The 25,964-nt window shown below is 69.2% G+C and carries 21 protein-coding genes and 1 tRNA gene; 19 read left to right on the top strand and 3 right to left on the bottom strand.

Annotated elements, in window-relative coordinates; genetic code table 11:
* Positions 1–254: 254 nt before the first annotated feature.
* The 5 genes from ACQP2O_RS44860 (at position 255) to ACQP2O_RS44840 (ending at position 8,703) form a co-directional block, all read left to right on the top strand.
* Positions 255–1,904, top strand: a complete 1,650-nt coding sequence (locus ACQP2O_RS44860) for a BTAD domain-containing putative transcriptional regulator (RefSeq protein WP_433175441.1) — start codon at positions 255–257, stop codon at positions 1,902–1,904.
* Between the two features lie 169 nt (positions 1,905–2,073).
* Positions 2,074–2,835: a helix-turn-helix transcriptional regulator gene (locus ACQP2O_RS44855; protein WP_433175440.1), complete on the top strand. Its 762-nt coding sequence runs from the start codon at positions 2,074–2,076 to the stop codon at positions 2,833–2,835.
* Positions 2,836–2,968: 133 nt separating this feature from the next.
* Complete coding sequence (locus ACQP2O_RS44850) at positions 2,969–3,745, top strand: helix-turn-helix transcriptional regulator (RefSeq protein ID WP_433175438.1); 777 nt, start codon at positions 2,969–2,971, stop codon at positions 3,743–3,745.
* A gap of 214 nt (positions 3,746–3,959) precedes the next feature.
* Complete coding sequence (locus ACQP2O_RS44845) at positions 3,960–5,123, top strand: Vgb family protein (protein ID WP_433175436.1); 1,164 nt, start codon at positions 3,960–3,962, stop codon at positions 5,121–5,123.
* 127 nt (positions 5,124–5,250) lie between these two features.
* Complete coding sequence (locus tag ACQP2O_RS44840) at positions 5,251–8,703, top strand: AAA family ATPase (protein ID WP_433175435.1); 3,453 nt, start codon at positions 5,251–5,253, stop codon at positions 8,701–8,703.
* Between the two features lie 63 nt (positions 8,704–8,766).
* Here ACQP2O_RS44840 and ACQP2O_RS44835 read toward each other — a convergent pair whose 3' ends face one another.
* Complete coding sequence (locus ACQP2O_RS44835) at positions 8,767–9,687, bottom strand: alpha/beta hydrolase (protein ID WP_433175434.1); 921 nt, start codon at positions 9,685–9,687, stop codon at positions 8,767–8,769.
* Between the two features lie 174 nt (positions 9,688–9,861).
* Between ACQP2O_RS44835 and ACQP2O_RS44830 the strand changes: the two genes are divergently transcribed.
* The 7 genes from ACQP2O_RS44830 (at position 9,862) to ACQP2O_RS44800 (ending at position 18,552) form a co-directional block, all read left to right on the top strand.
* Entirely contained in the window at positions 9,862–10,881 is a 1,020-nt protein-coding gene (locus ACQP2O_RS44830) for a LacI family DNA-binding transcriptional regulator (protein WP_433175433.1), read from the top strand.
* Between the two features lie 20 nt (positions 10,882–10,901).
* Positions 10,902–12,497 (top strand): FAD-dependent oxidoreductase, encoded by a 1,596-nt coding sequence (locus tag ACQP2O_RS44825; protein WP_433191364.1) that lies wholly within the window; start codon positions 10,902–10,904, stop codon positions 12,495–12,497.
* 10 nt (positions 12,498–12,507) lie between these two features.
* Positions 12,508–13,767, top strand: a complete 1,260-nt coding sequence (locus ACQP2O_RS44820) for an ABC transporter substrate-binding protein (RefSeq protein ID WP_433175432.1) — start codon at positions 12,508–12,510, stop codon at positions 13,765–13,767.
* Entirely contained in the window at positions 13,764–14,717 is a 954-nt protein-coding gene (locus ACQP2O_RS44815) for a carbohydrate ABC transporter permease (RefSeq protein ID WP_433175431.1), read from the top strand. The genes ACQP2O_RS44820 and ACQP2O_RS44815 overlap by 4 nt, the downstream gene beginning before the upstream one ends.
* Positions 14,707–15,528 carry a carbohydrate ABC transporter permease gene (locus ACQP2O_RS44810; RefSeq protein ID WP_433175430.1) on the top strand — a complete coding sequence of 274 codons (822 nt, stop codon included), beginning with the start codon at positions 14,707–14,709 and terminating at the stop codon, positions 15,526–15,528. The genes ACQP2O_RS44815 and ACQP2O_RS44810 overlap by 11 nt, the downstream gene beginning before the upstream one ends.
* 66 nt (positions 15,529–15,594) lie before the next feature.
* Complete coding sequence (locus tag ACQP2O_RS44805; RefSeq protein ID WP_433175429.1) at positions 15,595–17,523, top strand: hypothetical protein; 1,929 nt, start codon at positions 15,595–15,597, stop codon at positions 17,521–17,523.
* 294 nt (positions 17,524–17,817) lie between these two features.
* Positions 17,818–18,552: a Type 1 glutamine amidotransferase-like domain-containing protein gene (locus tag ACQP2O_RS44800; protein WP_433175428.1), complete on the top strand. Its 735-nt coding sequence runs from the start codon at positions 17,818–17,820 to the stop codon at positions 18,550–18,552.
* 142 nt (positions 18,553–18,694) lie between these two features.
* Here the strand turns inward: ACQP2O_RS44800 and ACQP2O_RS44795 are convergent, their stop codons facing one another.
* Positions 18,695–19,900, bottom strand: coding sequence for a hypothetical protein (locus ACQP2O_RS44795; RefSeq protein WP_433175427.1), 1,206 nt, complete (start codon positions 19,898–19,900; stop codon positions 18,695–18,697).
* 6 nt (positions 19,901–19,906) lie between these two features.
* Between ACQP2O_RS44795 and ACQP2O_RS44790 the strand changes: the two genes are divergently transcribed.
* The 3 genes from ACQP2O_RS44790 to ACQP2O_RS44780 all read left to right on the top strand — a co-directional run bounded on the left by ACQP2O_RS44790 (position 19,907) and on the right by ACQP2O_RS44780 (position 21,542).
* Complete coding sequence (locus ACQP2O_RS44790; protein ID WP_433175426.1) at positions 19,907–20,110, top strand: hypothetical protein; 204 nt, start codon at positions 19,907–19,909, stop codon at positions 20,108–20,110.
* 18 nt (positions 20,111–20,128) lie between these two features.
* Positions 20,129–20,776: a hypothetical protein gene (locus ACQP2O_RS44785; RefSeq protein WP_433175425.1), complete on the top strand. Its 648-nt coding sequence runs from the start codon at positions 20,129–20,131 to the stop codon at positions 20,774–20,776.
* 190 nt (positions 20,777–20,966) lie between these two features.
* Positions 20,967–21,542, top strand: coding sequence for an RICIN domain-containing protein (locus ACQP2O_RS44780; protein ID WP_433175424.1), 576 nt, complete (start codon positions 20,967–20,969; stop codon positions 21,540–21,542).
* 207 nt (positions 21,543–21,749) lie between these two features.
* On the opposite strand, the gene ACQP2O_RS44775 is transcribed toward ACQP2O_RS44780, so the two are convergent.
* A tRNA-Arg gene (locus ACQP2O_RS44775) sits at positions 21,750–21,821 on the bottom strand.
* A 211-nt stretch (positions 21,822–22,032) separates the two neighbouring features.
* On the opposite strand from ACQP2O_RS44775, the gene ACQP2O_RS44770 reads away from it, so the two are divergent.
* The 4 genes from ACQP2O_RS44770 to ACQP2O_RS44755 are packed head-to-tail and all read left to right on the top strand — an operon-like array spanning position 22,033 to position 25,891.
* Complete coding sequence (locus tag ACQP2O_RS44770) at positions 22,033–22,410, top strand: response regulator transcription factor (RefSeq protein ID WP_360896444.1); 378 nt, start codon at positions 22,033–22,035, stop codon at positions 22,408–22,410.
* A gap of 41 nt (positions 22,411–22,451) precedes the next feature.
* Positions 22,452–23,183, top strand: coding sequence for a DALR anticodon-binding domain-containing protein (locus ACQP2O_RS44765; protein ID WP_433175423.1), 732 nt, complete (start codon positions 22,452–22,454; stop codon positions 23,181–23,183).
* A 21-nt stretch (positions 23,184–23,204) separates the two neighbouring features.
* Entirely contained in the window at positions 23,205–24,584 is a 1,380-nt protein-coding gene (gene lysA / locus ACQP2O_RS44760; protein WP_433175422.1) for a diaminopimelate decarboxylase, read from the top strand.
* On the top strand, positions 24,581–25,891 hold the full coding sequence (locus tag ACQP2O_RS44755) for a homoserine dehydrogenase (RefSeq protein WP_433175421.1): 1,311 nt from the start codon (positions 24,581–24,583) through the stop codon (positions 25,889–25,891). Before lysA ends, ACQP2O_RS44755 begins: the two co-directional genes overlap by 4 nt.
* The last annotated feature ends 73 nt before the right edge of the window (positions 25,892–25,964 follow it).

The following is a 25,964-nucleotide window of genomic DNA, read 5'->3' as shown; positions in this document are numbered from 1 at the left end:
CTCGTCAGCAGGTCAGCGGCGAGACGTTACCGACAGGGAGCGGAATGCCGATCGAACTCGGGGTATTGGGGGAGACGTACGTCCAGGCGGGTGCTCAGCCGATTGACGTAGGTCATTCTCGGCAGCGAAGTGTGCTCGCCGCGCTACTGGTCGACGTCAATCATCCCGTTTCCCTTACTCGACTCGCCCAGCGTGTCTGGGGCGATGACCCACCGGAGCGAGCCACGGGAACGTTGCGCAGCTACCTTTCTCGGTTGCGCATCGCCCTGTCGACCGCCGTCGGCTGCGATATCAAGCGAACGTCCGCCGGATATGTCCTTAAGGTTGATGAGAAGGCAGTCGACCTGAACCGATTCCGCGCCTTTTCGGCGCAGGCCCGGGCCAGCGACGACGTCGCCGAAGCGGGCCGGTTGCACGGTCTCGCCCTGGCACAGTGGCGGGGGGAACCCTTCGCCGACGTCGACTCCCCGTGGCTGACGGAGATGCGGCATGCGCTCCAGGCCGAGCGCCTGGCGGCGCACCTGGACTACTACGAGATCGGGCTACGGCTGGGACGGCACGCCGCGCTGGTTCCCGAACTGCTCACGTTGGCCGCCGGGCATCCACTGAATGAGCGCTTGGCCGGCCTGCTTCTCCTCGCCCTTTATCGCAGCGAGCGACAGGCCGAGGCGCTTGAACAGTACGAGCGGATCCGGCTGCGTCTCGTCGATGAACTCGGCGTCGACCCCAGTGCCGCGCTCCGGCAACTACATCAGCAGATGCTGGTCGACGACCCCGCCCTCGCCCCACCGTCGTCTCCCGTACGCGGGGCTGCGCGCATCCCGCGCCAGTTGCCCGCACCACCGTCGCAGTTCATCGGCCGAACCGACGAACTCGCCGCCCTCGATCGCACCCTGGGCAGCCCGAGCGGACCGGACCAGACGGCCCTCATCTCGGCGATCGGCGGCGGTGCGGGCGTCGGCAAGACCTGGCTGGCCTTGCACTGGGCGTACCAGAACCTGAACCGATTCCCCGATGGCCAGTTGTACGTTGACATGCGCGGGTTCGACCCGTCTGATCCGCCCATGGCGCCGGTGGCGGCGGTGCGCACCTTCCTCGAGGCCGTCGGCGCGGGGACCACGACCGTTCCGGCGGGCCTGGACGCCCAGGCCGCCCTGTACCGCACGCTGGTAGCGGACAAGCGCATGCTGATCATCTTGGACAACGCCCGTGACACCGCTCAGGTAACGCCGCTGCTGCCGGGCAGTTCCTCGTCCGTCGTACTCGTCACCAGCCGAAACCAGCTCACCGGACTGGTCACCGCACATGGCGCCCGACCGATGACCCTGGACGTCCTTCCCCACGATGAGGCGAGCCGGTTGCTCGACGGCCGGCTGGGTCGGCACAGGACCCGAGCGGAACCGGGCGCGGTCGCCGACCTGCTCGCGTACTGCGGGGGACTACCCCTGGCACTGAGCATCGTCGCCGCCCGTGCGAGCATGCGCCCCGACCTTCCACTGGCACTGCTCGCCGAGAAGATCCGCGCCGGTTCTGCGCGTCTGGACGCCTTCGAGGCCGGAGAGGCGGCCGCAGACCTCAGAGCCGTCTTCTCGGGGTCCTATCGCACGCTCACCCCCGGAGCAGCCTGGTTGTTCCGACTGCTCAGCGGCCATTCCGGCCAGGACATCGCCCACCCGGCGGTGTCCGCCCTCGCCGGCCTTCCGCTGGAACGGACCCGGCCTCTGCTGGCCGAGCTCGTCCGCGCTCACCTGATCACCGAGCACGTTTCCGGCCGGTTCGCCATGCATGATCTCCTACGCGCGTACGCCGCGGAACAGGCTCGAGCGCTCGACACGGAGGACGAACGGCCCGCCGTCTGTCACGGTGTCACCGGGAGGGCCGCAGCAAGGGCGCGATCTCGCTGACCGGTCGGCGCGCTTCTTCCACCTTCGTGGAATATTGGGCCGCATTTTCAAGCAATGGGTTCGTCATCGCCGAGGGAAGAGCTTGTGGCATGAGAGGCTTCGGTGCGGCCCCTTCATCCATATGGAAGCGAGGCTCGGGCTGATGCGTCACTCTGGAAGTGCATCTCCATTGGAGCTGGCGGATTACCGCAATATGTTCACCGTTCTCGAAGACCTTGCCGACTTGGCCGGAGAGGAACACTTTTTTGAGCAGCTCCGGGAGTCGCTGGCATCACGTTTGAGTTGGACCGACGCGCTGATCGTCGATATACCTGCAGACCTCGGTGGATTTCCCGAGCGAGACGTCGCCATTAATTACTTCCACAGTAATCGCTCCTCGGCATTTCTGGAGGAGTATCTCGATCGCTGGTATATGCAGAACCCCTTCAAGACGCCCACGGCCGGCCGCCTGCTCGATCGGGAGGGCCATATCTCCCTCCGAGATCTGCAGGCCGGCTCGACGATCCATGAATGGTCTTTCGTTGAACAATATCTACATCGGCATCGGATCGCGGATATCCTGAACGGCCGTATCGCCGGCAAGGCGGGCGGGGCGGCGCTGGTATGCGTCTACTTTGACGACGAAAGCGCGCTGCGTGAACACGATCGGGCCTTGATGGGGCATCTGAATCGTTACCTCGGACCTTGGCTCGACAAGCACTTCTCCCGATTGCGCGACCCCTCCCGGGTGCCGGCGGGTCTTTCGGGCCGTGAAGAGCAAGTGGCGAGGCTGGTGGCCGGCGGGCTGAGTAACGTGCAGATCGCCAGGCGACTGCACATCACGGTCGACACCGTTAAAAAACATCTAACCCGTGCGATGTCAAAGACCGGCTGTGCGAACCGGACGCAACTCGCCCTCATGCTGCTGGGTCGCACAAGTATGAGCGGCTAGCGCACTGCGGATGATCACTCGGTGTGCCCGTGGCCGCTACGGGCTCGGCTAAGGGGCGCATGGCCCGGATCTAAGGTCCGATGTAAGGCTTCTTCCGGATGCCGGGGGGCATGCGGCATGCGAACCTCGGGATATGTCCACGACGTCGGTGGCAGGCCCGGCCCGGGTATGTGATGTCGACCCGCTCCGGCCTGCCGATTACCGCCGCCTCTTTGCGGTATTGGATGACGTAATAGAGGCTGCAGACATTCACGACTTCAGGAAAACGCTGCTCATCTCACTGGCGCAACACTTCGCCTGGACGAAGGCGACGATTCGCCACGCGTCGGTCGATGGGCTCTCCCCGTCTCCGGATTCCGCTGATCGCGCCGCACATGGCCAAGATCCGCTGAGTCTCGCAGGCGTGCAGTCTCGACTCCGGTCGCACGGGGTCGTGGCGATGAGTGAGCTGAAACGTGCGAGCGAGCCGGAGCGTCTCCTCATCGAGCGCTTCTGCCGGCGCCATGGCATCGTCGACGCGGTCGCCACCCGCATTGACGCAGGGGTCGTTGGCGCCGATTATCTGGTGGTGGCCTTCGAAGAAAACATCGCGCGAAATCTGGAACGAGCCATCCTGGGTAAGCTGGGACGCCAGCTCGCGCCGTTGCTTCAACGGCACCTTACTCGCTACCAGCTTGTGGCGAATGGTCAACCACTCACCAAGCGAGAGCTGCAGATCGCCGATCTGATAGCCGAAGGTCTCAGTAACGGCGAGATCGCCCGCAGACTTCATGTCACCGTCGATACGGTGAAGAAGCACTTGACGCATATATTCGCCAAGACAGGGTGCGTCAGCCGCACCCAACTTGCCCTGTCCCGGAGCAACGGAATTCCCGTCGACCACGTGGTCGGTGCAAGCCCGCGCGGATGACCGGTACGGCGGAAGGAACGACGGTCGGCGCTGATCGGCGGCCAGGCGGCCGCCGAGGTCCTTTTGGGGCCGATTCCCGGACTTGGTGCTCGTGGTCGCACCCGAAGATCTAGTCTGGCGGCCGCAGATGCGCGGCCTGGCCGCCCGTCATGTTGACCCCCGCCTACGTCGCCAGGCACTGGACCGGCGCTCGACCGACAGGAACAGCACAGGAATGCAACAAGTCGCCACGCGTCCGCGCCCCTCCCTGCGGAGGACCACACGCCCGCTGCTCAGGGGGCTCGGCGTCGCCGTCCTCACCGGTGCCGCGGCGTTCCTGCCCACGGCCGGCGCACGGGCCGCCGCCCCCCATGTGGTCGAGTACGGGCCGCTGCCGACAGGGCCGATCTCGGGCGCCTGCGAGGTGGAGTTCGACCGCCGGGGTCGGCTCTGGGTCGAGCAGTACCTCGCCGGGCAGTTCGCCCGGATGGACCCGAAGACCGGCCGGTTCACCGAGTTCAAGACGCCGATGCCGCTGTCGGTGCCCGGCGGTGAGGAGCTCGGCCAGGACGGGGCGATCTGGTCCACCGAGGTCACGGGCAACGCCCTGCTCCGCATCGATCCCGACTCCGGCTCCATGCGCGAACTGCCGCTGCCCTGGGCCGGCGCTCTCAGCACGACCGCGCTCGGGCTGCCCCTCCACACCGGGCTCGGTCTGGCGAACGACATCAGCAAAGGCGCCGATGGCGCGATGTGGTTCACACTCGGTGGGCTGAACGCGGTGGGACGCGTCGACATGGCGACTCACCGGATGACCAAGTACCGGTTGCCCACGGCGGTCGGGGCGGAGCAGGCCCTGTTCGGGATCATCAAACCCGGCCCGGGGCGCACCATGGTCACGGACATGCCGCTGGAGAACAAGGTCTATTCGATCAACGTCGACACCAAGGCGGTCAAGGCGTACACGATGCCGACGCCGTTGTCGTTCCCGCTCGGCGTGACGACCGGTCCCGACGGCGCCATCTGGGTCACCGAGGAACGGGCCATGAAACTGGCCCGTATCGATCCCGCCACCGGCAAGATCGCCGAATATCCGCTCCTCGGAGCGCACGGTCTGCTCAGCGGGCTGCTGAACGGCATCAGCATCGGCAACCCGCTTCCGATTCCCGGCCCGATCGTCACCGGCAGCGACGGCAGGCTGTACTTCCCGCTGAACTTCGCCGGGAGCGTCGGGCTGGGCAACCGCATGGCGAGCTTCGACCCGGCGACGCACAAGGTCGCGACCTACGCGACCCCGTCGTCGCTGTCGAGCCCGTGTGACATCAACAACGAACAGGCGGGGTCGATCTGGTTCGCCGAGCTCACCGCCAACAAGGTCGGACGGCTGATCATCGGGTGAGGGCGAGTCGCGTGACCGATGACGAGAGCACCGGGTCCTGGTACGCCATCGAACACCCCGACCGGCCCGGCCCGCCGGTGGTGTAGAACAGCGGCGGCACACCGAATCACTGGGGAGACGGGCGTAATTGGGACTGCCGGAGCATCTGGAGATCCTGCTCGGCGATGAGCCGGTGCTCGACCTGTACGCGTACGGCCGGCCCTGGCGGGTGCCGGACGGCACGTTCGAGGAGATCGCCGCCAGGGCCGAGGCGCTGATGGGCGACGAGCGGGCCGGCGGCCGGCCGGACCTGGTGCGCGAGGAGATGCTGAGCATCCTCCAGTACCTGCTCGGCGTCGGTGCCGTACGCGCCGGGAACCGGGCCGACGTGGAGGCCGAGATCTTCGGGCGGTGGCTGGACCGCGCCCCGGCCCGCAAGCCCGACATCTGGGGCGCGTCCGTCACGACGTGGCGTCCGCCGTACCAGTGGGATCTGCGCGACGAGGAGTGGTTCATCCAGAACCGGGCGACCGCCCGCGAGCTGGCCCGCGACTGCGTGGCCGCCTTCGCGGGCCTCGAACCGGCCGAGTCGCGTCGGCAGGCGCTGCTCCGCCTGTACGAGACGGCGCCGTACGATCCGGCCGTCCCACCCGAGGACCGGCGTGAGCAGTGGGCGGCGGCCGCGGACGAGGAGATCCTCGGCGGGCTGCCGGAGCTGGCGGGCCCGATCGACCACCTCCGCTGGGTCTGTGAAGGTCTCCTGCCCACCCACGACCATCTCCGCGACGTCGTGCCGCTGCCGGGGCCGCCCGGCTACGGCATCGCCGGCCTGCTACGGGCGATGGCCCAGGACGCCGTGCCCGCCGAGGTGGCCGTCGCGCTCGGCGCCCGTACGGCAGAGGTGACCGAGGCGCTCGCGGAGGTCGACCCGGAGGACTGGTCCGGCCGGATCCGCACGTGGCTGGCACAGGGGCTGGCCGCCGGGCAGGCCGACGCGTGCCGTGCCTGGCTGGACATGGCGATCCGGTTCGTGTGCTCGGTGCACGGCCTTCCCGACGAACCGGCCGACCCGGATGAGTACGGCGTTCCCGTCGGCGGCTTCACCTTCGACCAGATCCGGCTGTTCAAGCCGCGACGCGTCGTCTCCAATCCGCTCGCCGCCCGGTTCGGCGCCGGCGGTGCCGCCGCACCCGCGAAGGCGACCGCCGAGACCGCGGAGTACGGGTCCGCGCTGATCGGACAGCCAGACGTCGTCGCGACGCTGCGGACGATCGGCGCGGCGCGCTCCGGCCCGGTACGGCTGCTCATCGTCGGCCCGGACGGCACCGGAAAACACGACGCGGCCCAGGAAGTGGAGCGGATCATGCGCGGCCGCGGGCTGGCCGACGGCCCGCTGTGGATGTCGGACGCCATCTACTCGGGGCAGAGCGACGCGGTGGCCGCCTTTCACGTCGCCGTACGGGACTCCCGCGGCGCACGCCTCGTCATCATCGACAACCTCGACGCCCTGGCCGCCGAGCCGCAGAACGGCAGCGCCGTGACGGAGGAGCTGCACCGGCTCCTCGATGTCTACGACGACCTGCACGTCGTGGCGCTGACCGAGACGCGCGGCGACGAGCGGCTGCGGGAGGTCAACCCGGGCCTGCTCCAGCGGTTCCAGGTCGTCCAGACCCGGCCGTTCACCGCCGAGGGATACGCCGAGCTCTTCCGCCGGGCGGTGGAGCAGCGCGGCGGCACCGCCGAGCCGGACGCCGCGACCGCCGCCGGCGCGCTCCTCGCCTGTACGGCGCCGGTCCGCAACCTGCGCAACGCCCGGCTGGCCCACAGTCTCGCGGAGACCCTCATCGAGGAGGTCCGGTCCCGTACGACACCGGGAACCCGGCCGGCCGTGACCCTGGCGGACGTTCCGGCCACCTTCGTCGCCGACGGCGTCCACACGGACCCGCTCGCCGAACTCCGCGCCCTCATCGGGCTCGGCGAGGTCAAGCAGGAGATCGAGCTGTGGCTGGACCAGGCAGAGGCGGCGCGCAAGCGCCGTGAGGCGGGCCTGCGCGCCGTGGCGCCGGCCCGGCACATGGTGTTCACCGGCAACCCGGGCACCGGCAAGACGCACGTGGCACGACTGCTCGCGGGCATCTACAAGCGGTTCGGCCTGCTCACGTCGGGTCATCTGGTGGAGGCGACCCGCTCGGACCTGGTCGGGCAGTACCTCGGCCAGACCGCGGTCAAGACCCGGCGCCTGGCGGAGCAGGCACTCGGGGGAGTGCTGTTCATCGACGAGGCGTACTCCCTGGCCCGGTCGGACAGCCACGAGGACTACGGCCCCGAGGCGATCACCGAGCTGCTCAAGTTCATGGACGACCACCGCGACGACCTGGCCGTGGTCGTCGCCGGGTACGAGGCGGAGATGTTCGACTTCCTGTCCGCCAACCCCGGCCTGGCCTCCCGCTTCCCCACGACGGTGCGCTTCCCGGACTACGGCGACGACGAGCTGATCGAGATACTGGAGCTCCAGGCGGACGAGGCGGGCCTACAGCTCGGCGAGGGCGTCGCGGACAAGGTCCGCGGGCTCATCCGCCGGCAGCCGCGGGGGCGTTCCTTCGGCAATGCCCGGCTCATGCGCAACCTCCTCGAACGCGCGTCCGCCCTGCAGTCCCGCCGCCTGGCCGACGCGCCGGACGCGGACCCCGCCGAACTCCGCGCCGAGGACATCCCCGACACGCTGAGCGGCCGCATCCGGACCAGACCGCCCGTCGACCCGATCGCCGAACTCGACGCGATGATCGGCCTGACCGACGTCAAACGAGAGGTACGGCGGCTGGTGGCCGAGGTCCGGAGCGAGAGCCTGCGCCGGGACGCCGGCCTGCCGGTGAACGCGCCCGCCCGGCACATGGTGTTCTCCGGCAGGCCCGGAACCGCCAAGACGTCGGTCGCCCGCGTGCTCGCCGGTGTCTACGCCGATCTCGGCCTGCTGTCGTCCGGCCATCTCGTCGAGGTGTCACGCGCCGATCTCGTCGCCGGTTACATCGGCCAAACGGCGGCGAAGGTGACCGGCGTGGTCGAGCGCGCGCTCGGCGGGGTGCTGTTCATCGACGAGGCGTACACGCTCACCCCCCGTGAGTCGCCGTGGGACTTCGGCCACGAGGCGGTCGCCACGCTGGTGAAACTGATGGAGGACCACCGTGCCGACCTCGTGGTGATCGTCGCCGGCTACGGGGACGAGATGGACCTGTTCCTGGACGACAACCCGGGTCTCGCGTCGCGCTTTCCGAAACGGCTGGAGTTCCCGGACTATGCGGACGAGGAGCTCGTGGCGATCTTCGCGTCCATGGCGGAGAAGGAGGGCTTCGCCCTCGCACCGGACGTCCGCGACGCGATCGCCGACCGCCTCGACGGTACGGAACGCGGCCCGTCGTTCGGCAACGGCCGCATGATCCGGAACCTGCTCGAAGCCACGATCAGCCGCCAGGCCGAGCGCATCACCACCGGTCCGGGCGCGACGGACCTGAGCGCCACCGACATCGGCGTCCTGCGCGTCGAGGACCTGCCGGAAGCGGACGCCCCCGAGCCGACCGAGGGGCGGCCGGGCCTGTACCTGTGACCTCACGCGGCAGTAACGCGGCGCCTACTCCGGCGATCATCAGGCCCATGAGGCTCGCGCCGCTCAGGGGGTCATGCGCTCGCGCAGGGCGCGGATCCGCTCCCGCACCGCGCGGCGGCTGAGCCTCGCGTCGGGAACGAGGGACTCCCAACCGTGGCAGGCGCCGGGGTACAGGTGGAACTCGGTCGGGACGCCGGCCTGGGCGAGACGGCGGGCGTAGTCGAGGCACTCGTCCCGGAAGATGTCCACCTGACCGACATCAAGGAACGCCGCAGGCAGCCCCGACAGGTCGGTGGCCCGCGCCGGAGCGGCGTACGGCGGCACATCGGCGGGGGAAGGACCGAGCAGGGCCGTCCAGGCGAAGGTGTTCTCCCGGCGGCCCCAGGACGGGACCTCCATGAAGCTGGACGGCGTCTCGTGGCGGTCGTCGAGCATGGGGTAGCACAGCAGCTGGAACGCCAGGTCCGGGCCGCCGCGGTCACGTGCCATCAGCGCGGTCGCGGCGGCCAGTCCTCCTCCCGCGCTCGCGCCGCCCACGGCGATCGCGCCGATCCCGAGCTCGTCGGTGTGGGCGGCGGTCCATTCCAGCCCCGCGTAGCAGTCCTCCACTCCCGCCGGATAGGGGTGCTCCGGTGCCAGCCGGTAGTCGACGGAGACCACCACGCAGCCCACGGCGAGCGCGTACTCGACGAGCCGGGCGTCGTCCGCCTCGACGCTTCCCATGATCATGCCGCCGCCGTGGATCCAGTACAGGCACGGAAGAATCCCGGGCGGATCGACGGGGCGGTAGATCCGAAGCCGGATCGGGGTGCGGCGCTCGGTGATGGTGATCCGCTCGTCGGACGCCTGGGGAACCACGAGGGCCGCGCGCTCCTTCCGGAGCGCCGGCAGGTCCTCGTACCCGACCCCGGACGCGTCGAACGGGCGGACCGGTGCCGCGGCGAGGCCCGCGGCCAATTCGGGGTCCAGATGCACGTCGGGCATCGCCGGCCTCCTTGCTCGAAGTGCGAGTTCCCGGCGAGTCTCGACCCTCAGTGATCGGGTGGTCAATAGCGCATCCAATTGCTAATTCGCATTAGCACCCTTGACGCGCTCAGTGGCCATCCTCCAGGATCCGTTCATTAGGCCAGCTTAATACGTATTAGCAAAGGGGACCGGATGTCGGACGCGGCGTCGAGGCGGATCACCCAGCGTGACATCGCGAGGCTTGCGGGGGTCAGCCAGACGACCGTCTCTCTGGTGCTCAACAACCGGTCCAGCGAAGAGACACGGATCCCTCCGGAGACGAGGGACCGGGTGCTCTCGGTGATCCGTGAGACCGGATACGTGGCCGATCCCGTCGCACGACGCCTGGTGGACCGGCACAACCGGATCCTCGGCGTCTTCACGTATGAGCCGGTCTTCCCCAGCGCCACGGCCGACTTCTACCATCCGTTCCTGGTCGGCATCGAGGAGTGCGCCGAGAGGCTCGGCTGCGACCTGCTGCTGCTGACCAGCGTGCCGGTCATCGACGGGCGGCGGCGCATCTATCACGAGGCCAACCGCCTTCGTCTCGCCGACGGCTGCATCCTGCTGGGCCGCTCTCTGGACCGCGATGAGCTCGCCCGGCTGGTCGCGGAGAACTTCCCGTTCGTCTCGGTCGGGCGGCGCGACGACGCGGGCGGCCCCGTGCCGTACGTGGGGGCCGACTACGGCCCGGCCGTCCGCGCCCTCGTCGAGCAGGCCAGGGCACTCGGACATACCCGCCTCGCCTATCTCGGCCATGGCGAAGGAGCCGAGTCATTGGCGGACCGGATGGGCGGCTTTCTCGAAGCGGCGGGCGACCTGCCGGTACGGCACGTGCGCCCGACCGACGGCGGTCCGGCCGAACTGCTCGACGCCCTGGAGGGGGTCACGGCCGTCTTCGCCGAGGAGTACGCCGACGCGGTCGCCATCGCCGATGAGGCCCGCAGGCGTGGCGTCTTCCTACCGGCGGACTTGTCGATCGTGACCCTGGGCGACCCGACGCGCCCGGCGCCCACCGACATCGACTTCACCGGCTTCCGCATCCCGCGCCGGGAGATGGGCCGGCAGGCCGTCCAGGTCCTGACCGGGCTGCTGGAAGGCGGCCCTCTCGTACAGCGACTGCTGCCCTGCGAACCGGTCGAGGGCTCGACACTCAGCGGCCCCGCGACGTGAAAGGAGCCATGTTGGCCGAGATGGAGACCGACGTGCTGGTCGTCGGGGGAGGGCTCGGCGGAGTCGCGGCGGCTCTCGCCGCGCTGCGCGCCGGACGACGCGTCATCCTCACCGAGGAGTACGACTGGCTGGGCGGTCAGCTCACCAGCCAGGCCGTTCCCCCGGACGAGCACACGTGGGTCGAGCGCTTCGGCGTCACCGCCGGCTACCGGGAGCTGCGGGACGGAATCCGCGCGTTCTACCGGAAGCACTTCCCGCTCACCGACCGGGCCCGTGCGTGGCGTGAGCTCAATCCAGGGGCCGGCTGGGTCAGCCCGCTCTGCCATGAGCCGCGCGTCGCCGTGGCCGTGCTGGAGGCGATGCTCGCGCCCTACCGAGGCGGCGGCCGGCTTCTCGTGCTGCAGCCGTACCGGCCGGTCGCGGCGGAGACCGACGGGGACCGGGTGACGGCGGTACGGGTCGCCCACCGGCACGGCGGCGGCGAGACGACGATCTCCGCGCCGTACATCCTCGACGCCACCGAGACCGGGGAACTGCTGCCGCTGACAGGCACCGAGTACGTGACCGGGTTCGAGGCGGAGTCCGACACCGGCGAACCCAGCGCTCCCACGAAGGCGCAGCCGCTCAACATGCAGGCGGTCTCCGTGTGCTTCGCGATCGACCACGTACCGGGCGACCACACCATCGACCGACCGCCGAACTACGCGTTCTGGCGCGACTACGCCCCTCCGTTCTGGGGCGGCAACCTGCTCGGCTGGCGGTCACCCCATCCCCGCACGCTGGAGATCACCGAGCGGAGCTTCACCCCCAACCCGGACGACGATCCCCTGGCCGTACGGGCCGACCAGCGGCGCAACCCCGGGGACGGGAACCTGTGGACCTTCCGCAGGATCGCCGCTCGCCGGCTGTTCACCGAGGGGGCGTACGCCAGCGACATCACGCTGGTCAACTGGCCGTTGATCGACTACTTCCTCGGCCCGGTCTTCGAGACCGACGACGCGGACCGGCACCTCCGGGGAGTCAGGGAGCTGTCCCGCTGCGTGCTCCACTGGCTGCAGACCGAGGCGCCGCGCCCGGACGGCGGCACCGGCTTCCCCGGCCTGCGGCTGCGCGGTGACGTCACAGGGTCATCCGACGGGCTGGCGCAGGCACCGTACATCAGGGAGAGCCGCCGGATCCGGGCCGAACGCACCATCGTCGAGCACGACCTGTCGGTCGCCGTGCGCGGCGACAAGGGCGCCGTGCGCTACCCCGACTCGGTCGGCATCGGGATGTACCGCATCGACCTGCATCCCACGACCGGCGGCGACAACTACCTCGACGTGGCGAACAGCCCGTTCGAGATCCCCCTCGGCGCGCTCATACCCCAGCGCGTCGAGAACCTGCTCCCCGCCGGTAAGAACATCGGCACCACGCACATCACCAACGGCTGCTATCGCCTGCATCCCGTCGAATGGAACATCGGCGAGGCCGCCGGCGCGCTGGCCGCCTTCTGCCTGGATCTCGGGACCACGCCCAGGGCGGTCCGCAACGATCCCGGCCTGCTCACCGACTTCCAGGCCCGCCTCGAGGCCCAGGGAGTCGAACTCCACTGGCCGGACATCGCCGGCTACTAAGGAGCCCCCAATGAAGATCACCAGGTTGCTGAGCCTCGGGCTCGCGATCCTGCTCGGCCTGACCGCCTGCGGGGGCGGCGGGTCGGGCCAGGACGACGGCAAGATCTCGCTGCGCATGACCGTCTGGACCGCCAACGCCGACCATCTCAAGCTGTTCAACGGGATCGCCGACGAGTATCGCCGGGCTCACCCGAACGTCGTCTCCATCAAGTTCGACCCGTTGCCGGTGGAGAACTACAGCACCGCGCTGACCACGCAGATCGCCGGTGGCAACCCGCCCGACCTCGCCTGGATCCTGGAGAACACGGCGCCCGACTTCGTCGCCTCCCACGCGCTGCGCCCGCTCGACGACACGCTGAAGAAGTACCCCGGCTACCAGTACGGCGACCTGGCCGCCGGCCCGACCCGGCTGTGGCGCCAGGACGGAACGCTCTACGCCTACCCGTTCTCCACCTCGCCCTTCGGCGTCTTCGTCAACACCGACCTGCTCAAGAAGGCCGGCCAGAAGCCCCCCGCCGCAGGCTGGACCTGGGACCAGGCGATCGCGGCCGCGTCCGCGGTGCACCAGCGGACCGGCAAGGCGGGCCTGATCGTCCGCGACTTCGACTACAAGGCGTGGGACAACCTGGCCACCGTGTGGGGCGGCTGGGGCGCCGAGGCGTGGAGCGAGGACGGGAAGACCTGCGGCTTCACCAAGCCCCAAATGGTCCAGGCGATGACCTTCCTGCACAAGGCGATCTTCGACCAGAAGGCGATACCCGGCCCTGGCACGTCGCCGGACTTCTTCGCCGGTGACGCCGCCATGACCATCACCCAGATCAGCCGGGCCGCCCTCCTCAAGGGCGCGGGGTTCCACTGGGACCTGGTCCCGCTGCCGACCGGGCCGAACGGCGCCTACAACGTCATCGGCCAGGGCGGGATCGGGGTGCTGAAGAAGAGCAGGCACGCGGACGCGGCAGCGGACTTCCTGGCCTTCTTCACCGACCCGGCCAACTCCGCCAAGCTCGCGCAGTACTTCCCGCCGCCGCGAACGCCGCTGCTGACGGCCGATGCCCTGGCCAAGAGCAACCCGCTGCTCAAGCCCGACCAGCTCCAGAAGATCGTCATCGACGGCATCGCGAAGGGACGGGTCAAGCCCAACCACACCGGCGAGGCCGAGATCGCCCAGACGGTGCGCGCCTCGCTCGACCCGCTGTGGCAGCCGACGGCCGACGTGCCGAAGGTGATGGCCTCGGTGTGCGGCGCCATCCAGCCGCTGCTGGCCAAATGATGGCGGTTCGGACCCCCGCTCGTACGGCCGTCACCGGCCGTACGAGCGCCGCCCGAAAGGCCGGACCGTTTTGGACCGCCCGGCGCCGCGACCACCTCGTCGGCTACCTGTTCGTCGCGCCACAGCTCATCGGCAGCGTGATCTTCGTCCTGGTGCCCCTCGGCATGATGGTCTGGTACAGCCTGAACGAGTGGAACGTGCTGGCGGGCACGTTCGACTTCGTCGGCGCGGACAACTACCGCCGGCTGGCCGAGGACCCCAAGCTGCCCTCAGTGCTCACGGCGACGGCACTGTTCTCCGCCGGGCTGGTCGCGGTCAACCTGACCCTGGCCCTTCTCCTGGCGGTGCTGCTCAACCAGCGGCTGCGCGGCACCGTGGTCTTCCGCGTCCTCTTCTTCTCCCCGGTGGTCGTCTCGCTGGTGGCCTGGACCATCGTGTGGAACTTCCTCCTGCAGAAGAACGGCGGGATCAACGGCCTGCTGTCCGTGGTCGGCGTGACCGGCCCCAACTGGCTGCGCACGGGCGGCGGGGCCATGTTCTCCGTGATCGTGGTGCAGGTCTTCAAGAACGTGGGCCTCAACATGGTGCTGTTCCTCGCCGCCCTCCAGGGCGTGCCCGCGTCGGTGTACGAAGCGGCACGGCTCGACGGGGCGGGGGCCTGGCGGCGGTTCCGATCCATCACCGTGCCACTGATCAGCCCGACATTGCTGCTCACCTCGATCATCACCGTGGTCGGCTCGCTGCAGGTCTTCGCCCAGATCGCGGTCCTCACCCAGGGAGGACCGGGCACGTCCACCACGGTGCTCGTCTACTACCTGTACCAGCAGGCCTTCCAGTTCCACCAGTTCGGCTACGGGTCGGCCCTCGCGGTGCTGCTGTTCGCGATCGTCTTCCTGCTCACGCTGCTCCAGTGGCGCCTTCGGAGGAGGTGGGTCTTCCATGAGGCGTAAGACCGCGCTGTACGGGCTGCTGTGCGTGCTGTGCGTCCCGTTCATCTTCCCGACCTGGTGGATGGTCACCTCGTCGCTCAAGCCGGTCGGCCAGATCTTCGCCTCGCCGCCGTCGCTGTTCCCCGCCACGATCGACGCCGGGGCCTACCGCAAGGTCTTCACGCTCCAGCCGTTCGCGCGGCAGTACGTCAACAGCCTCTACATCGCCGTCGTCGTCACGATCGGCACGATGGCGGTCTCCTCACTCGCCGGGTACGCGTTCGCGCGCATCCGGTTCCGCGGCGCGAACGCGCTGTTCCTCGTGATCCTGATCGGCCTGCTGATCCCCAGCGAGGTCACCATCGTGCCGCTGTTCCAGATGTTCCACCGGTGGGGCCTGACCAACACGCACTGGCCGCTGATCCTGGTGCCCATCTTCGGCGCGCCGAGCGTGCTCGCCACCTTCATCATGCGCCAGTTCTTCCTGGTCCTGCCGACGGAACTGGAGGAGGCGGCGCAGGTCGACGGACTGGGCCGGCTGGCCACCTTCTGGCGGATCGCGCTGCCGCTGGCGCGCCCCGCGCTCGGCGCGGTCGCCATCTTCACCTTCCTGCAGAGCTGGAATCTCTATCTCGAGCCGATCGTCTACCTCTCCTCGCCGGAGAAGTTCACCCTGCCCCAGGCGCTCACCCAGTACGTCGACTCGTACGGCGGGCCGATGTGGAACGTGCAGTTGGCCGCGGCCTCGCTCACGGCCATCCCAGTGATCATCGTCTTCGTGATCGCGCAGCGGCAGTTCATCGAAGGCCTGTCGCACACGGGCCTCAAATAACCGGCCTCGGACACCCGACGTCACCGCGTCCCGGAAGTACCCCGTCCCCCAAGGAGTTGGTCCTCCGTGAATTCGCACCCTCCCCTGCCCTCGACGTCCCCCCTGACCCGACGCGGCCTGCTCGCCGCTGCTGGTGGAGCGGCCCTCCTCGCCGCACTGCCGGCGAGCCGGGCGGGCGCCACGGCGGCGGGCTCCCTGCCGGACCTGGCGCCGCTGCCACCGGGAGCGCCGAACCGTAGGCTGTTCGCCCCGGTCGAGCAGCGCTACGCCCCGTACCTGATGATCCTCGCGCCGATGGTCGACGACATCGACGACGGCGGCTTCTTCGCCGGCGGCTGGTGGCGTACGCCCGCCGCGCCGTACAACGCCCGTGTCCAGGAGCACGTCCACACGCTGAGCTGGTTCTACGCCAACGCCCGGCGCTGGAACCCGTACGCCGGCGACGCCACGCTGCTCGCCGCCCTGGACGCCACCCTCGGCCACTACCTGGGCCTGCAGCACGAGGACGGCTCGTGGCCGGAGTACTCCATCGGCGAGCACTCGATGCCGGCCACCGGCTTCGGCATGGGGTATCTGAGCAAGACCCTGGGCATCCTGCGGAAGGCCCGCGTCCTGCCCGAGCGCCAGGTCCAGATCCGGACGGCTCTGCACTCCGCCATGACGTGGTTCCTGGATCCCGCCACCACCGCGATCTGGCAGACACCTCTGGCGTACGCCAACCAGGCCACCGCCGGGCTGGCCGGCGCGTCCCACGCGCTGAACCTCGACCCCGACCCGTTCCTGCGGCGGCGCCTGACGGATGCCATCGCGCGACTCGCCCGCACGGGTCAGAGCCCCGCCGGGTTCTTCATCGAGCAGCGCGGCATGGACATGAACTACAACTTCGAGGTCATGCTGCCGGAGACGGCCGACGCCTATCACCAGACCGGCGACAAGACGTTCGTGTCGATGGCGCACGCCTTCGCCGACTGGCTCGGCTACAACCTGGTCCGCGAGCCCGACGGCTCGGGCTACATCGCCAACATCGCCCCGTCCACGCGTACCAGCAGCATTTACTACGACGACGTCCGGCCCGACCCCGACCGGACCGCGCTGAACTCGCTGTTCGTGCCCGAGGTTCCCGCGCTCGGCGCGTTCCTGACCGCGCGGGAGGACCTCGCCGCCGCGCGTGCCGCGTGGGCGGCCGACCCAGCGCCGGTACCACCGCTGCAGAAGCAGGACACCTCGCCGCGCATCCTCACCCACGCGGTCTACGGCGAGAGGTTCCCGACCAGAAAAGAGAAGAAGAAGGCCGTCGCGAACCTGCCGTACCTGAAGACGACCCACTTCGTCGAGCGGCGCAGCGACCTGGGACAGGACTTCTTGTACGTCCGGCGTCCGGGCCTCTACCTCGGCGGCTACTTCGGCACCCGCGCGACGACCCGAACGCGTACCGGCCTGACCTTCCTCTGGCACCCCACCGCCGGCATGGTGGTGCACTCGCTCAACGACAGTGACGAGGGCTGCTGGGCCACGGTGCTGAGCAACGGCAACGCGGACGCTGTCGCGAACCAGCCCGCCGAGTACTTCGACGGCGTGCCGGGCGGAACGGCCTGGACCGGCGAACACTCACGCGGCGAGGGTACGTTCGGGATCCGCTACCACACGGCGAGCTCCAGCGTCCGAACCGACGTGACCATCGACCACGACACCGTACGCCGCTCGGTGCGGGCGACGTCGGCCGCCACCGAACAGATCCCCCTGATCCTTCACCCCACCGACAAGGTGACCTTCACCGACGGCACCCGCGCGACGTACGGCACCGACACGAGCGCGACCGCCACCGGCCTGGATCTACGTCGCGGAAACATCGTGATCGCCATCCGCTGGGGCACGGCTCGGCCGGCTACTCTCCGGCACGGCGCGTCGACGTACTTCCGCGACGGCAAACGCCTCATCCACGTCCTGCGGATTCCTCATGGGGGCTCGCTGGACACCACCATCCAGCTCACCTGAAAGAGGGTGCCAGACGGCTGCGGAAGAAGTCGGTGGCCGCGCCTGAGGCTCGCGCGAACTCGGTGGGCACGCTCGTCGGCGTCGAGGGCCGCCTCCAAGTCGGCGACGTGTTCGGGGCCGACGCTGCGCTTGGACTGCTCGAAGCCGCTGATGGTGGGCACCTGGGCGACGGCCGCGCTTGCCCGGCGTACGTGGTGCGGCCCCCATACCCGGGCCCGAGTGCCCGCGCCGGAGGCGTCTTCAACCGGTCCGGCTGAGGGCGCACCTGGACGCCGTCTCGTCCATGATGGGTGCGTGGCGAGAGAACGGCAGATTTTGGCTTGTTCGGGACTGGTGTACCCGCCGGACGATTTGCCGGCGGAGCTGGTCGGCGTCCAGGTGTGGCAGGCGATGCAGCTCGCGGAGGTGCGCAAACCGCGGGTGTGCCTGGTCGCGACGGCGCTCGGGGACTCGCGCGAGTACATCGATCGCTGGTATCGACGGGCCGCCTCCTTCGGGGACGCGGTGCTGTCTCACCTCGAGTTGTTCGTGCAGCCGAACGTCCCCGACGTGCGAGCACATCTGCTGGCGCAGGACGTGATCTTCGTGTCCGGCGGCAGCGTCGTGAACCTGCTGGCGGTATGGCGCGCGCATCGGCTCGACGCCATCTTGCGGGAGTGCTGGGAGGCGGGTGTCGTACTCGCCGGCCAGAGCGCGGGCAGCATCTGCTGGCACCAGGGCGGAGTAACCGACTCCTTCAGCGGCGAACTCGATCCAGTCGATGACGGCCTGGGCTTCCTTCCGTTCAGCAACGGCGTCCACGACGATCTAGCGGACCAACCCCGCCGGAGACGATTCCGAGACCTCGTCGGTGCGGGGAAGCTCCCGGCCGGCTACGCGACTGAAGACGGCGTCGCCCTGCACTACGTGGGCGATCAGCTTCATGAAGCCCTGGGCATGCTCCCCGATCGGAATGCATGGTGGGTCGAGCCCGACGGTGCCGGGCGCCACCAGCAGAGACCGATTCCTGCACGACGCTGGCTGCCGTAAGCACTTGGCTCGGACTCGGCGGTAGTACTGAGGCGACCGGCCGGCCGCCCGATCGGCACGGCCGGAGGGACCGGCGCCCAAGCCACGCGCCCGTAGGGCGTGCCGGAGCGGGCGGCCTGCGGTGGCGTTCTCGTGAGAATTCCTAGTCCTGCCAGTAGAACAGCAGGGTGTCGACGCTGATGGGTTCGCGCTTGCCGAAGTAGTAGACGCAGAGGTCGGTGACTCGGATCGCGCCGGTGGTCTCGTCGATCCAGCGGAAGCCGGCCGATTCGAGGGCTTGGCGGGCGATGAGGTCGGTGTCGGCACCGCCGGCGAACCGCCCAAGGGCGCTGATGAACAGCTCGCTCTCGCCGAACTCGATCACGTGGTAGGTCCCACCGCCCTGCTGGTTGTGCTCGCCACAAGAGAGAGGGGGCTTCGGCGTGAGGCCCGCCGCGGTCAGCGCATCCATTGCCCGGCGGAGTTGCTCGTCCTGATCGGGGTGGCCGGGTGGCTCGGTGCAGAGAGCTTCGATGCGCCACCGGGGATCGCTGTGTGGCTCGCAGCCGCTCGCATACTCATGCAGGATCGCGCTGCGAAGTTCGTCATCCAGGCCGGCTACCTCGACCCGAGGGCGACCCAGGACGTCGTAAATCGCTCGGGTCTCCGCTGCGTCACCGGTGAGGCGATACAGCGCGTATGTGGTCCAGAGCCTTGCCTCGATCGTCGGTGCCTCGTCGAGGTGGCTGCGGAGTCGGTCCGGGTTCGAAAGCAGCGACTGGGCGAGGTACGCGACGCCACGATCGGGGTCCGCCAGCGCGTCGGTCACGTCCGCTCCAGTGCGATGTCGCATCCGGACGTGGAAGACGCGGTCCTCCGGCCGCACGTCACCGAGGTCGGCCAGGATCACCTCGACTCCGTACCGCATGACCAGCGCGTCCAGCCCGGCCTCGCCGGCCGTCCGCCAACGCGGCCACGGAGAGGCCGCGAGCGTTGCCAACTCACGTGCGGCCGAGCGGTCGCCGAGCAGGCCGCGTGCCTTGAGGATCGCCTCGGGCATGCCGTACGAGCGTTCCCGCTGCCGGTCCTCGTGCTTCAGCCACGGCAGAAGCTCCGCCCGGCCCGCGAGAAGGTCGAGAAGCGCAATGCGAACCTCGGCCACGTCGCCCGGGTCGGAGACACGTGCGATCAGGTCGGCGACATGCCGCTCCGGTAGCCGCCCGGCCAGCGCGAGCACGCAAGGCCTGCGCCGCCACCACGGGTGTGCCGGGTCGGCCACGTACCGAGCGAGCACGTCGGCATCAAGTTCGCGCAGGCCGGCGGCGTCGGCCTGCCCTGCATTCGGCACCAGCGTCTCGACGTTCCGCATTCGCGGATGCTACTGCCGCGAGGACTTGCTGATCGGCTCCCCAGCGACCGAGAACACGGAGCCGCGGCCGCGCACGGGGCCCTCGGCAACAACATCACGGGCTGGGCGTTCACCGGCGGAATGTTGGAGGCCGATTTCAGCAACATGGCCTCCAGCGCCCACTGGACGGTCGCCTCGGACGTGGACAGCAACCCCGTCTACACCTGCTAAGCCGAGAACGGAGACATCATGGTCAAGAACTGGCTCATCCCCGCCTCGGTATCGGCGGCCGCGCTGGCCCTGCTCGCCTCCGGGCCCAACGCCTTCGCAGCGACCGGCCCGCACACCGGCCACGCGGTGCGCGTCCACTCCACGCGGCTCAAGATGTACACCGCCCGGGTGGTCGCGGTCGACTCCGCCGGCCACGCCAAGACCCACAAGATCACAGTGCGTTACGACAACGGACGCAAGATCGTCGCATCGGACGAGCTGCTGCCGTATTACACCAAGGCGCTGGCAGCCACCCGGGCGCGCAAGCTTCGGCCCAACACCTCCGACGAGCCGATGTCCTGCGGCACGGCCTGGGTGAACATCGGCGAGTACAACGGCCGACCCGCGAACATGGAGACCGGCTTCGAATCCAACACCGGCGTCCTGCAGATCGACTGGAACGTCGACATGAACGGGCCGAACTACTCCTACAGCTACAACGCCGCACCGTACCTGTGGGGCGACACCTCCTGGGCAGGCTCCCACCACAGCCACACCGCCTACCCGCACGGCCAGTGGCAGGCCAAGCTCAAGCACGGAAGCTTCGGCAGCGGAACCTACATCACGCTCGACAACGGGCTCGGCTGCTTCCCCGGCAGCGACCTGACCGATACCGAATGGCTCTAAGGCCCCCGTAACCGCGGCGAGGCCGTGACCCCATTGGTCACGGCCTCCGGTAAAGCCGAGTCCGATCACGTCAAGTTCGCTGCTCGGGTTGGACTTGATCAAGCCGAGGGCGGCGTGGCGGACGAGGAAGATCACGCTACCCGACCGAACATCACTTTCCGTCATGGGCTTGACGCGGAAAGGAAGACGAATGTTGCACATGAACCGAATCCCGGCGCTCCGCACGGTGGCGAAAGGTGCTGGCCTGGCGCTTGGCACCGTGCTCACCGCAGCGGCTGCGCCACTGACGCTGGCGTCGGGTACCGCGCATGCCAGCGGACCGACCATGTGCCTGGACGTCGGCAACACTCGCAACAACGGCGACCCCGTCCAGATCTGGCAGTGCGCGGTGCCTGGGGACGACTTCGTGCGCAACCAGCAGTTCGTCATCGATGGGGGCGAGATCAGGGTCGCCAATACCGTTGGCACCAACAAGCCGATGTGCCTGGACGTCGGCAACACCCGCAACAACAACGACCCCGCCCGTATCTGGCAGTGCCAGAACCCTGTACATCCCAACCAGAAGTTCGTCATCGAACACGGCCAGATCAAGGTCGCCGACACCGTTGGCAGCAGCAAGCCGATGTGCCTGGACATCACTCCCAGCCGCAGCAACGGCGCCCGCGCCCTCATCTACCCGTGCGCGGACGCCGCGGCTTCCAACATGTACAACCAGAGGTTCGTCATCGCACACAGCATGATCAAGGTCGCCGACACCCTGCATTGATCCTGCAGGGGACAGAACGAACGCCCGGAATCCGCACTGAGTTGATCTCGAGCGCCACCCCCGAATCGGGGCATGAGGACGGTTGAGATCGCGGCGACGATGAGTTCGCGGAGTTCATTCGCGAACTCATCGTCGAAGGCATGCACAAAAAACCCCGGCGTCCAGCATTCAAGCTGGTCGGCCGGGGTTTTCCTTGATCAGGATGGGCGCCCCCTGCTGGATTCGAACCAGCGCACCCGGCTCCGGAGGCCGGTGCTCTATCCCCTGAGCTAAGGGGGCTCGGGACGGATAGAGACTACCAGCTCACCACCCCCGCTCGGACACATTTGCCGCCCCGCGGGCCTGCCGTACGCGACTGAGCTGGGCGAACGTCGTCCTCGGTGGCCCCGGAGAAGATCGTCGCGCTCTCGAATCCACGGTCAAGTGGCATGCATGTGGCGGTTCTCCGCGTGTCCGGGCGGGTGAACGCGTTAGCTTGGCGGCCGTGACATTGGGACGTGTGCTGGTCGTCGACGACGACGAGGTGATCAGGCAGCTGATCGCCGTGAACCTCCAACTGGAGGGTTTCGAGGTGCTGACCGCCGTGGACGGGCAGGACTGCCTCGATCGGGTGCGGGACGTCGCCCCGGACGTGATCACCCTCGACGTCATGATGCCCCGGCTCGACGGCTGGGTGACGGCCATCAAGCTGCGCGACGATCCGGTGACGCGGGGCATCAAGGTCGTCATGATCACTGCGCGGGCCCAGGAGCACGACATCCGGCGGGGCCATGAGATCGGCGTCGACGCCTACGTGACCAAGCCGTTCGACCCGGCCGTGCTGATCCGTACGGTTCGGGAGCTGGCCGGCGCCGGTCCGGTGCCCTGAGCGCGAGAGTTGTCCACATGTTGGTCGACTAGTCTCAGGCCGTGACCCCGGCCGAGCTGAACGCCGCCGTCGTGGCCGCCGTTCGCGGGGCGGTCGCCGACGGTGAGTTCGCCGTCCCCATCCCGGAGCGTGTTCCCGTGACGGCCACCCCGTCCGGTGACTACGCCAGTCCGCTTCCGCTGCGGCTGGCGGGTGCCGCCGGGCGGCCCGCCACGGAGATCGCCGCGCTGTTGGCGACCCGGCTGAGCCGGATGCCAGGGGTGGACGAGGTACGGGTCACGGGGCCGGGTTTCCTGTCGATCGCCGTCGGCGCCTCGCTGATCAGCCGCGTCGACGAGACGTACGGCGTGATCGCCGTGCCGTCGGCGAGCTGGCCGGAGCGCCCGCTGACCTTCGAGAACCCCGGATTCGTCGTGCGTTTCGCGTACGCGCGGGCCGCGGCCGTACGGCGGCAGGCGGCCGAGCTCGGCGTGCGCGCGGCCGAGGGGCCCCTGGAGGACCCGCGTGAGCGGCGGCTCGTGGGTCTGATCGCGGACTTTCCCGGGCGGGCCGAGCAGGCCGCCCGGACCGACGACCCACGGCCGTTCACGCGGCAGTTGGAACTGATCGCCGATGCGTACCACGATGTGCACGAGTGGTGTCCGGCGTTGCCGAAGGGCGACGAACCCATCACCGGCCACCACTCCGCACGCCTTAACCTGGCTGGGGCGGCGTATGTCGTCCTGGGCAATGGCCTGCGCATGCTCGGTGAGATCCCGAACGACCGTCTTTGAGCGCAACGGAGAGAGCAGTCGATGAGTCGAGTTCACCCGGCCGGCCCACGGCACGCGGACGTGCTGCCGGAGGACCACCCGTCGCCCCCGCCCAGCGACCTGAACGCGCTCACGCCGAGCGTCTGGCCGCGCGGTGCGCGCCGTGAGGACGGGGTGCTGACGGTCGGTGGTGTGGACGTCCGTGATCTGGCCGGAGAGTTCGGCACGCCGCTGTACGTCTACGACGAAGAGGACTTCCGCTCGCGCTGCCGGGAGTTCGCGGCCGCCTTCAGCGACGGCGACGTGTACTACGCCGGCAAGGCGTTCCTCTGCACGGAGATCGCCCGGTGGGTGAAGGACGAGGGGCTGGGGCTCGACGTCTGCAGCGGGGGAGAGCTCGCGGTCGCGCTGCGGGCGGAGTTCCCGCCGGAGCGGATCACCTTCCACGGCAACAACAAGTCGAAGGCCGAGCTGGCGCGGGCGCTGGAGGTCGGCGTCGGCCACATCGTCGTCGACTCCTACGAGGAGATCGCCCGCCTGGGCTACCTCGCCCGGGAGCTGGGTGTCCGCCCCAAGGTGATGATCCGGGTCACGACGGGCGTCGAGGCGCACACGCACGAGTTCATCGCCACCGCCCACGACGACCAGAAGTTCGGGTTCGCCCGGGAGACGGCGCAGGAGGCCGCCCGGCGCGTCATCGACATCAAGGAGCTCGAGTTCGTCGGCCTCCACTCGCACATCGGCTCGCAGATCTTCGACACCGACGGATTCGAGCTGGCCGCCCGGCGCGTCGTCGAGTTGATGGTCGCCATCCGCGACGAGCACGGCATCGAGCTTCCCGAACTGGACCTCGGCGGCGGGTACGGTATCGCCTACCTCGAGGGCGACGACCCCCTCGATCCGAAGCACATCGCCGACAACCTGCGCGGCATCATCACCCGCATCTGCTCGGAGAAGGGCCTTCCGCTTCCGCGCCTGACCGTCGAGCCGGGCCGTACGATCGCCGGCCCGGGCGGCGTCACGCTGTACGAGGTGGGCACGGTCAAGCCCCTGGAGGGGCTGCGCACCTATGTCTCCGTCGACGGCGGCATGAGCGACAACATCCGCACCGCGCTGTACGGCGCCGAGTACACCTCGGCGCTCGTCTCCCGGACCTCGGACGCGGCCCCGATGCTCAGCCGCCTCGTCGGCAAGCACTGCGAGAGCGGCGACATGGTGGTCCGTGACCTGTGGCTCCCGGCGGACCTCGCCCCGGGCGACCTGGTCGCGGTGGCGGCGACCGGCGCGTACTGCCGCTCACTCGCCAACAACTACAACCACGTGCCCAAACCGGCGGTCGTCGCCGTTCGCGACGGCAGGGCACGGCTCATCCTCCGTCGGGAGACCGAGGACGATCTGCTGCGCCTGGAGGTGTCTCCATGAGCTCCGCGGGACCGTTGAAGATCGCCCTGCTCGGCTGCGGGGTGGTCGGCACCGAGGTGGTCCGCCTCCTGCACGAGCAGGCGGCGGACCTCGCCGCGCGGGTCGGCGCGCCGCTGGAACTGGCCGGCATCGCGGTGCGCCGGAAGGACAAGCGGCGTGAGGGCGTCCCGGCGGAGCTGCTCACGACCGACGCGACCGGCCTCGTGACCCGCCCGGACGTCGACATCGTCGTCGAGGTGATCGGGGGCATCGAGCCGGCCCGTGGCCTTCTCCTCGACGCGATGAAGGCCGGCAAGTCGGTCGTCACGGCCAACAAAGCGCTGCTCGCCGAGGACGGCGCGACGCTCTTCGGCGCGGCCCGGGAGCACGGCGTCGACATCTACTACGAGGCGTCCGTGGCGGGCGCGATCCCGCTGCTGCGCCCGCTGCGCGAGTCGCTGGTCGGCGATCACGTCCACCGCGTCATGGGCATCGTCAACGGCACCACCAACTACATCCTCGACAAGATGGACTCCTCGGGCGCCGGTTTCTCCGACGCCCTGGACGAAGCGCAGGCCCTCGGGTACGCCGAGGCCGACCCGACGGCCGACGTCGAGGGCTTCGACGCGGCGGCCAAGGCCGCGATCCTCGCCCAGCTCGCCTTCCACACCCGGGTCACCGCCGCGGACGTGCACCGCGAGGGCATCGCGGACGTCACCTCCGCCGACGTCGCCAGCGCCCAGGCGATGGGCTGCGTCGTCAAGCTCCTGGCGATCTGCGATCGCGTGCCGTCGGACGACGGCCGGAACGGCCGCGGCGTGTCCGTCCGCGTCCACCCGGTGATGATCCCGCGCACGCATCCGCTGGCGAGCGTCCGCGAGGCGTACAACGCGGTGTTCGTGGAGGCCCAGTCGGCCGGTTCGCTGATGTTCTACGGCGCGGGCGCGGGCGGCGCCCCGACCGCCAGCGCGGTGCTGGGCGACCTCGTCGCGGTCGCCCGCAACCGGGTGAACGGCACCCGCGGCCCCGCCGAGTCCACCTACGCGGACCTGCCCGTACTGCCCATGGCGGACACGATCACGCGCTACCACGTCTCCCTGGACGTCGCCGACCGCCCCGGCGTACTCGCGCGGGTCGCCGACGCCTTCGCCGAACACGACGTGTCCATCCAGGCCGTACGCCAGGAGGGCCACGGCGAGAAGGCACAGCTCGTCATCGTCACCCACCGCGCCCCCGACGGCGCGCTGTCGGCCACCGTCGCGAACCTCCGCGACCAGGAGATCGTCCGCGAGGTCGCCAGCGTGATGCGCGTCGAAGGCGACGAGTGAGCCCGCCGCGGCGAGCGGAGTAGGCGGCTGACAGCGTCCTCTGGCGCGCCTCCGGCACGACGAAGCCGCCCGC

The sequence above is a fragment of the Actinoallomurus sp. CA-150999 genome (assembly GCF_050942425.1).
In the GTDB taxonomy this organism is placed as follows: Bacteria; Actinomycetota; Actinomycetes; order Streptosporangiales; family Streptosporangiaceae; genus Actinoallomurus.
This window is presented reverse-complemented; position numbering and strand designations above follow the sequence as displayed.

Excerpts from the sequence above, each read along its gene's own strand:
- ACQP2O_RS44795 (WP_433175427.1), bottom strand. The coding sequence starts at position 19,900 with ATGCGGAACGTCGAGACGCTGGTGCCGAATGCAGGGCAGGCCGACGCC.
- ACQP2O_RS44835 (WP_433175434.1), bottom strand. The coding sequence starts at position 9,687 with ATGCCCGACGTGCATCTGGACCCCGAATTGGCCGCGGGCCTCGCCGCG.
- ACQP2O_RS44780 (WP_433175424.1), top strand. The coding sequence starts at position 20,967 with ATGTTGCACATGAACCGAATCCCGGCGCTCCGCACGGTGGCGAAAGGT.
- ACQP2O_RS44810 (WP_433175430.1), top strand. The coding sequence starts at position 14,707 with ATGAGGCGTAAGACCGCGCTGTACGGGCTGCTGTGCGTGCTGTGCGTC.
- ACQP2O_RS44815 (WP_433175431.1), top strand. The coding sequence starts at position 13,764 with ATGATGGCGGTTCGGACCCCCGCTCGTACGGCCGTCACCGGCCGTACG.
- ACQP2O_RS44755 (WP_433175421.1), top strand. The coding sequence starts at position 24,581 with ATGAGCTCCGCGGGACCGTTGAAGATCGCCCTGCTCGGCTGCGGGGTG.
- ACQP2O_RS44785 (WP_433175425.1), top strand. The coding sequence starts at position 20,129 with ATGGTCAAGAACTGGCTCATCCCCGCCTCGGTATCGGCGGCCGCGCTG.
- ACQP2O_RS44790 (WP_433175426.1), top strand. The coding sequence starts at position 19,907 with ATGCTACTGCCGCGAGGACTTGCTGATCGGCTCCCCAGCGACCGAGAA.
- ACQP2O_RS44825 (WP_433191364.1), top strand. The coding sequence starts at position 10,902 with ATGGAGACCGACGTGCTGGTCGTCGGGGGAGGGCTCGGCGGAGTCGCG.
- lysA (WP_433175422.1), top strand. The coding sequence starts at position 23,205 with ATGAGTCGAGTTCACCCGGCCGGCCCACGGCACGCGGACGTGCTGCCG.
- ACQP2O_RS44820 (WP_433175432.1), top strand. The coding sequence starts at position 12,508 with ATGAAGATCACCAGGTTGCTGAGCCTCGGGCTCGCGATCCTGCTCGGC.
- ACQP2O_RS44830 (WP_433175433.1), top strand. The coding sequence starts at position 9,862 with ATGTCGGACGCGGCGTCGAGGCGGATCACCCAGCGTGACATCGCGAGG.
- ACQP2O_RS44845 (WP_433175436.1), top strand. The coding sequence starts at position 3,960 with ATGCAACAAGTCGCCACGCGTCCGCGCCCCTCCCTGCGGAGGACCACA.
- ACQP2O_RS44850 (WP_433175438.1), top strand. The coding sequence starts at position 2,969 with ATGTCCACGACGTCGGTGGCAGGCCCGGCCCGGGTATGTGATGTCGAC.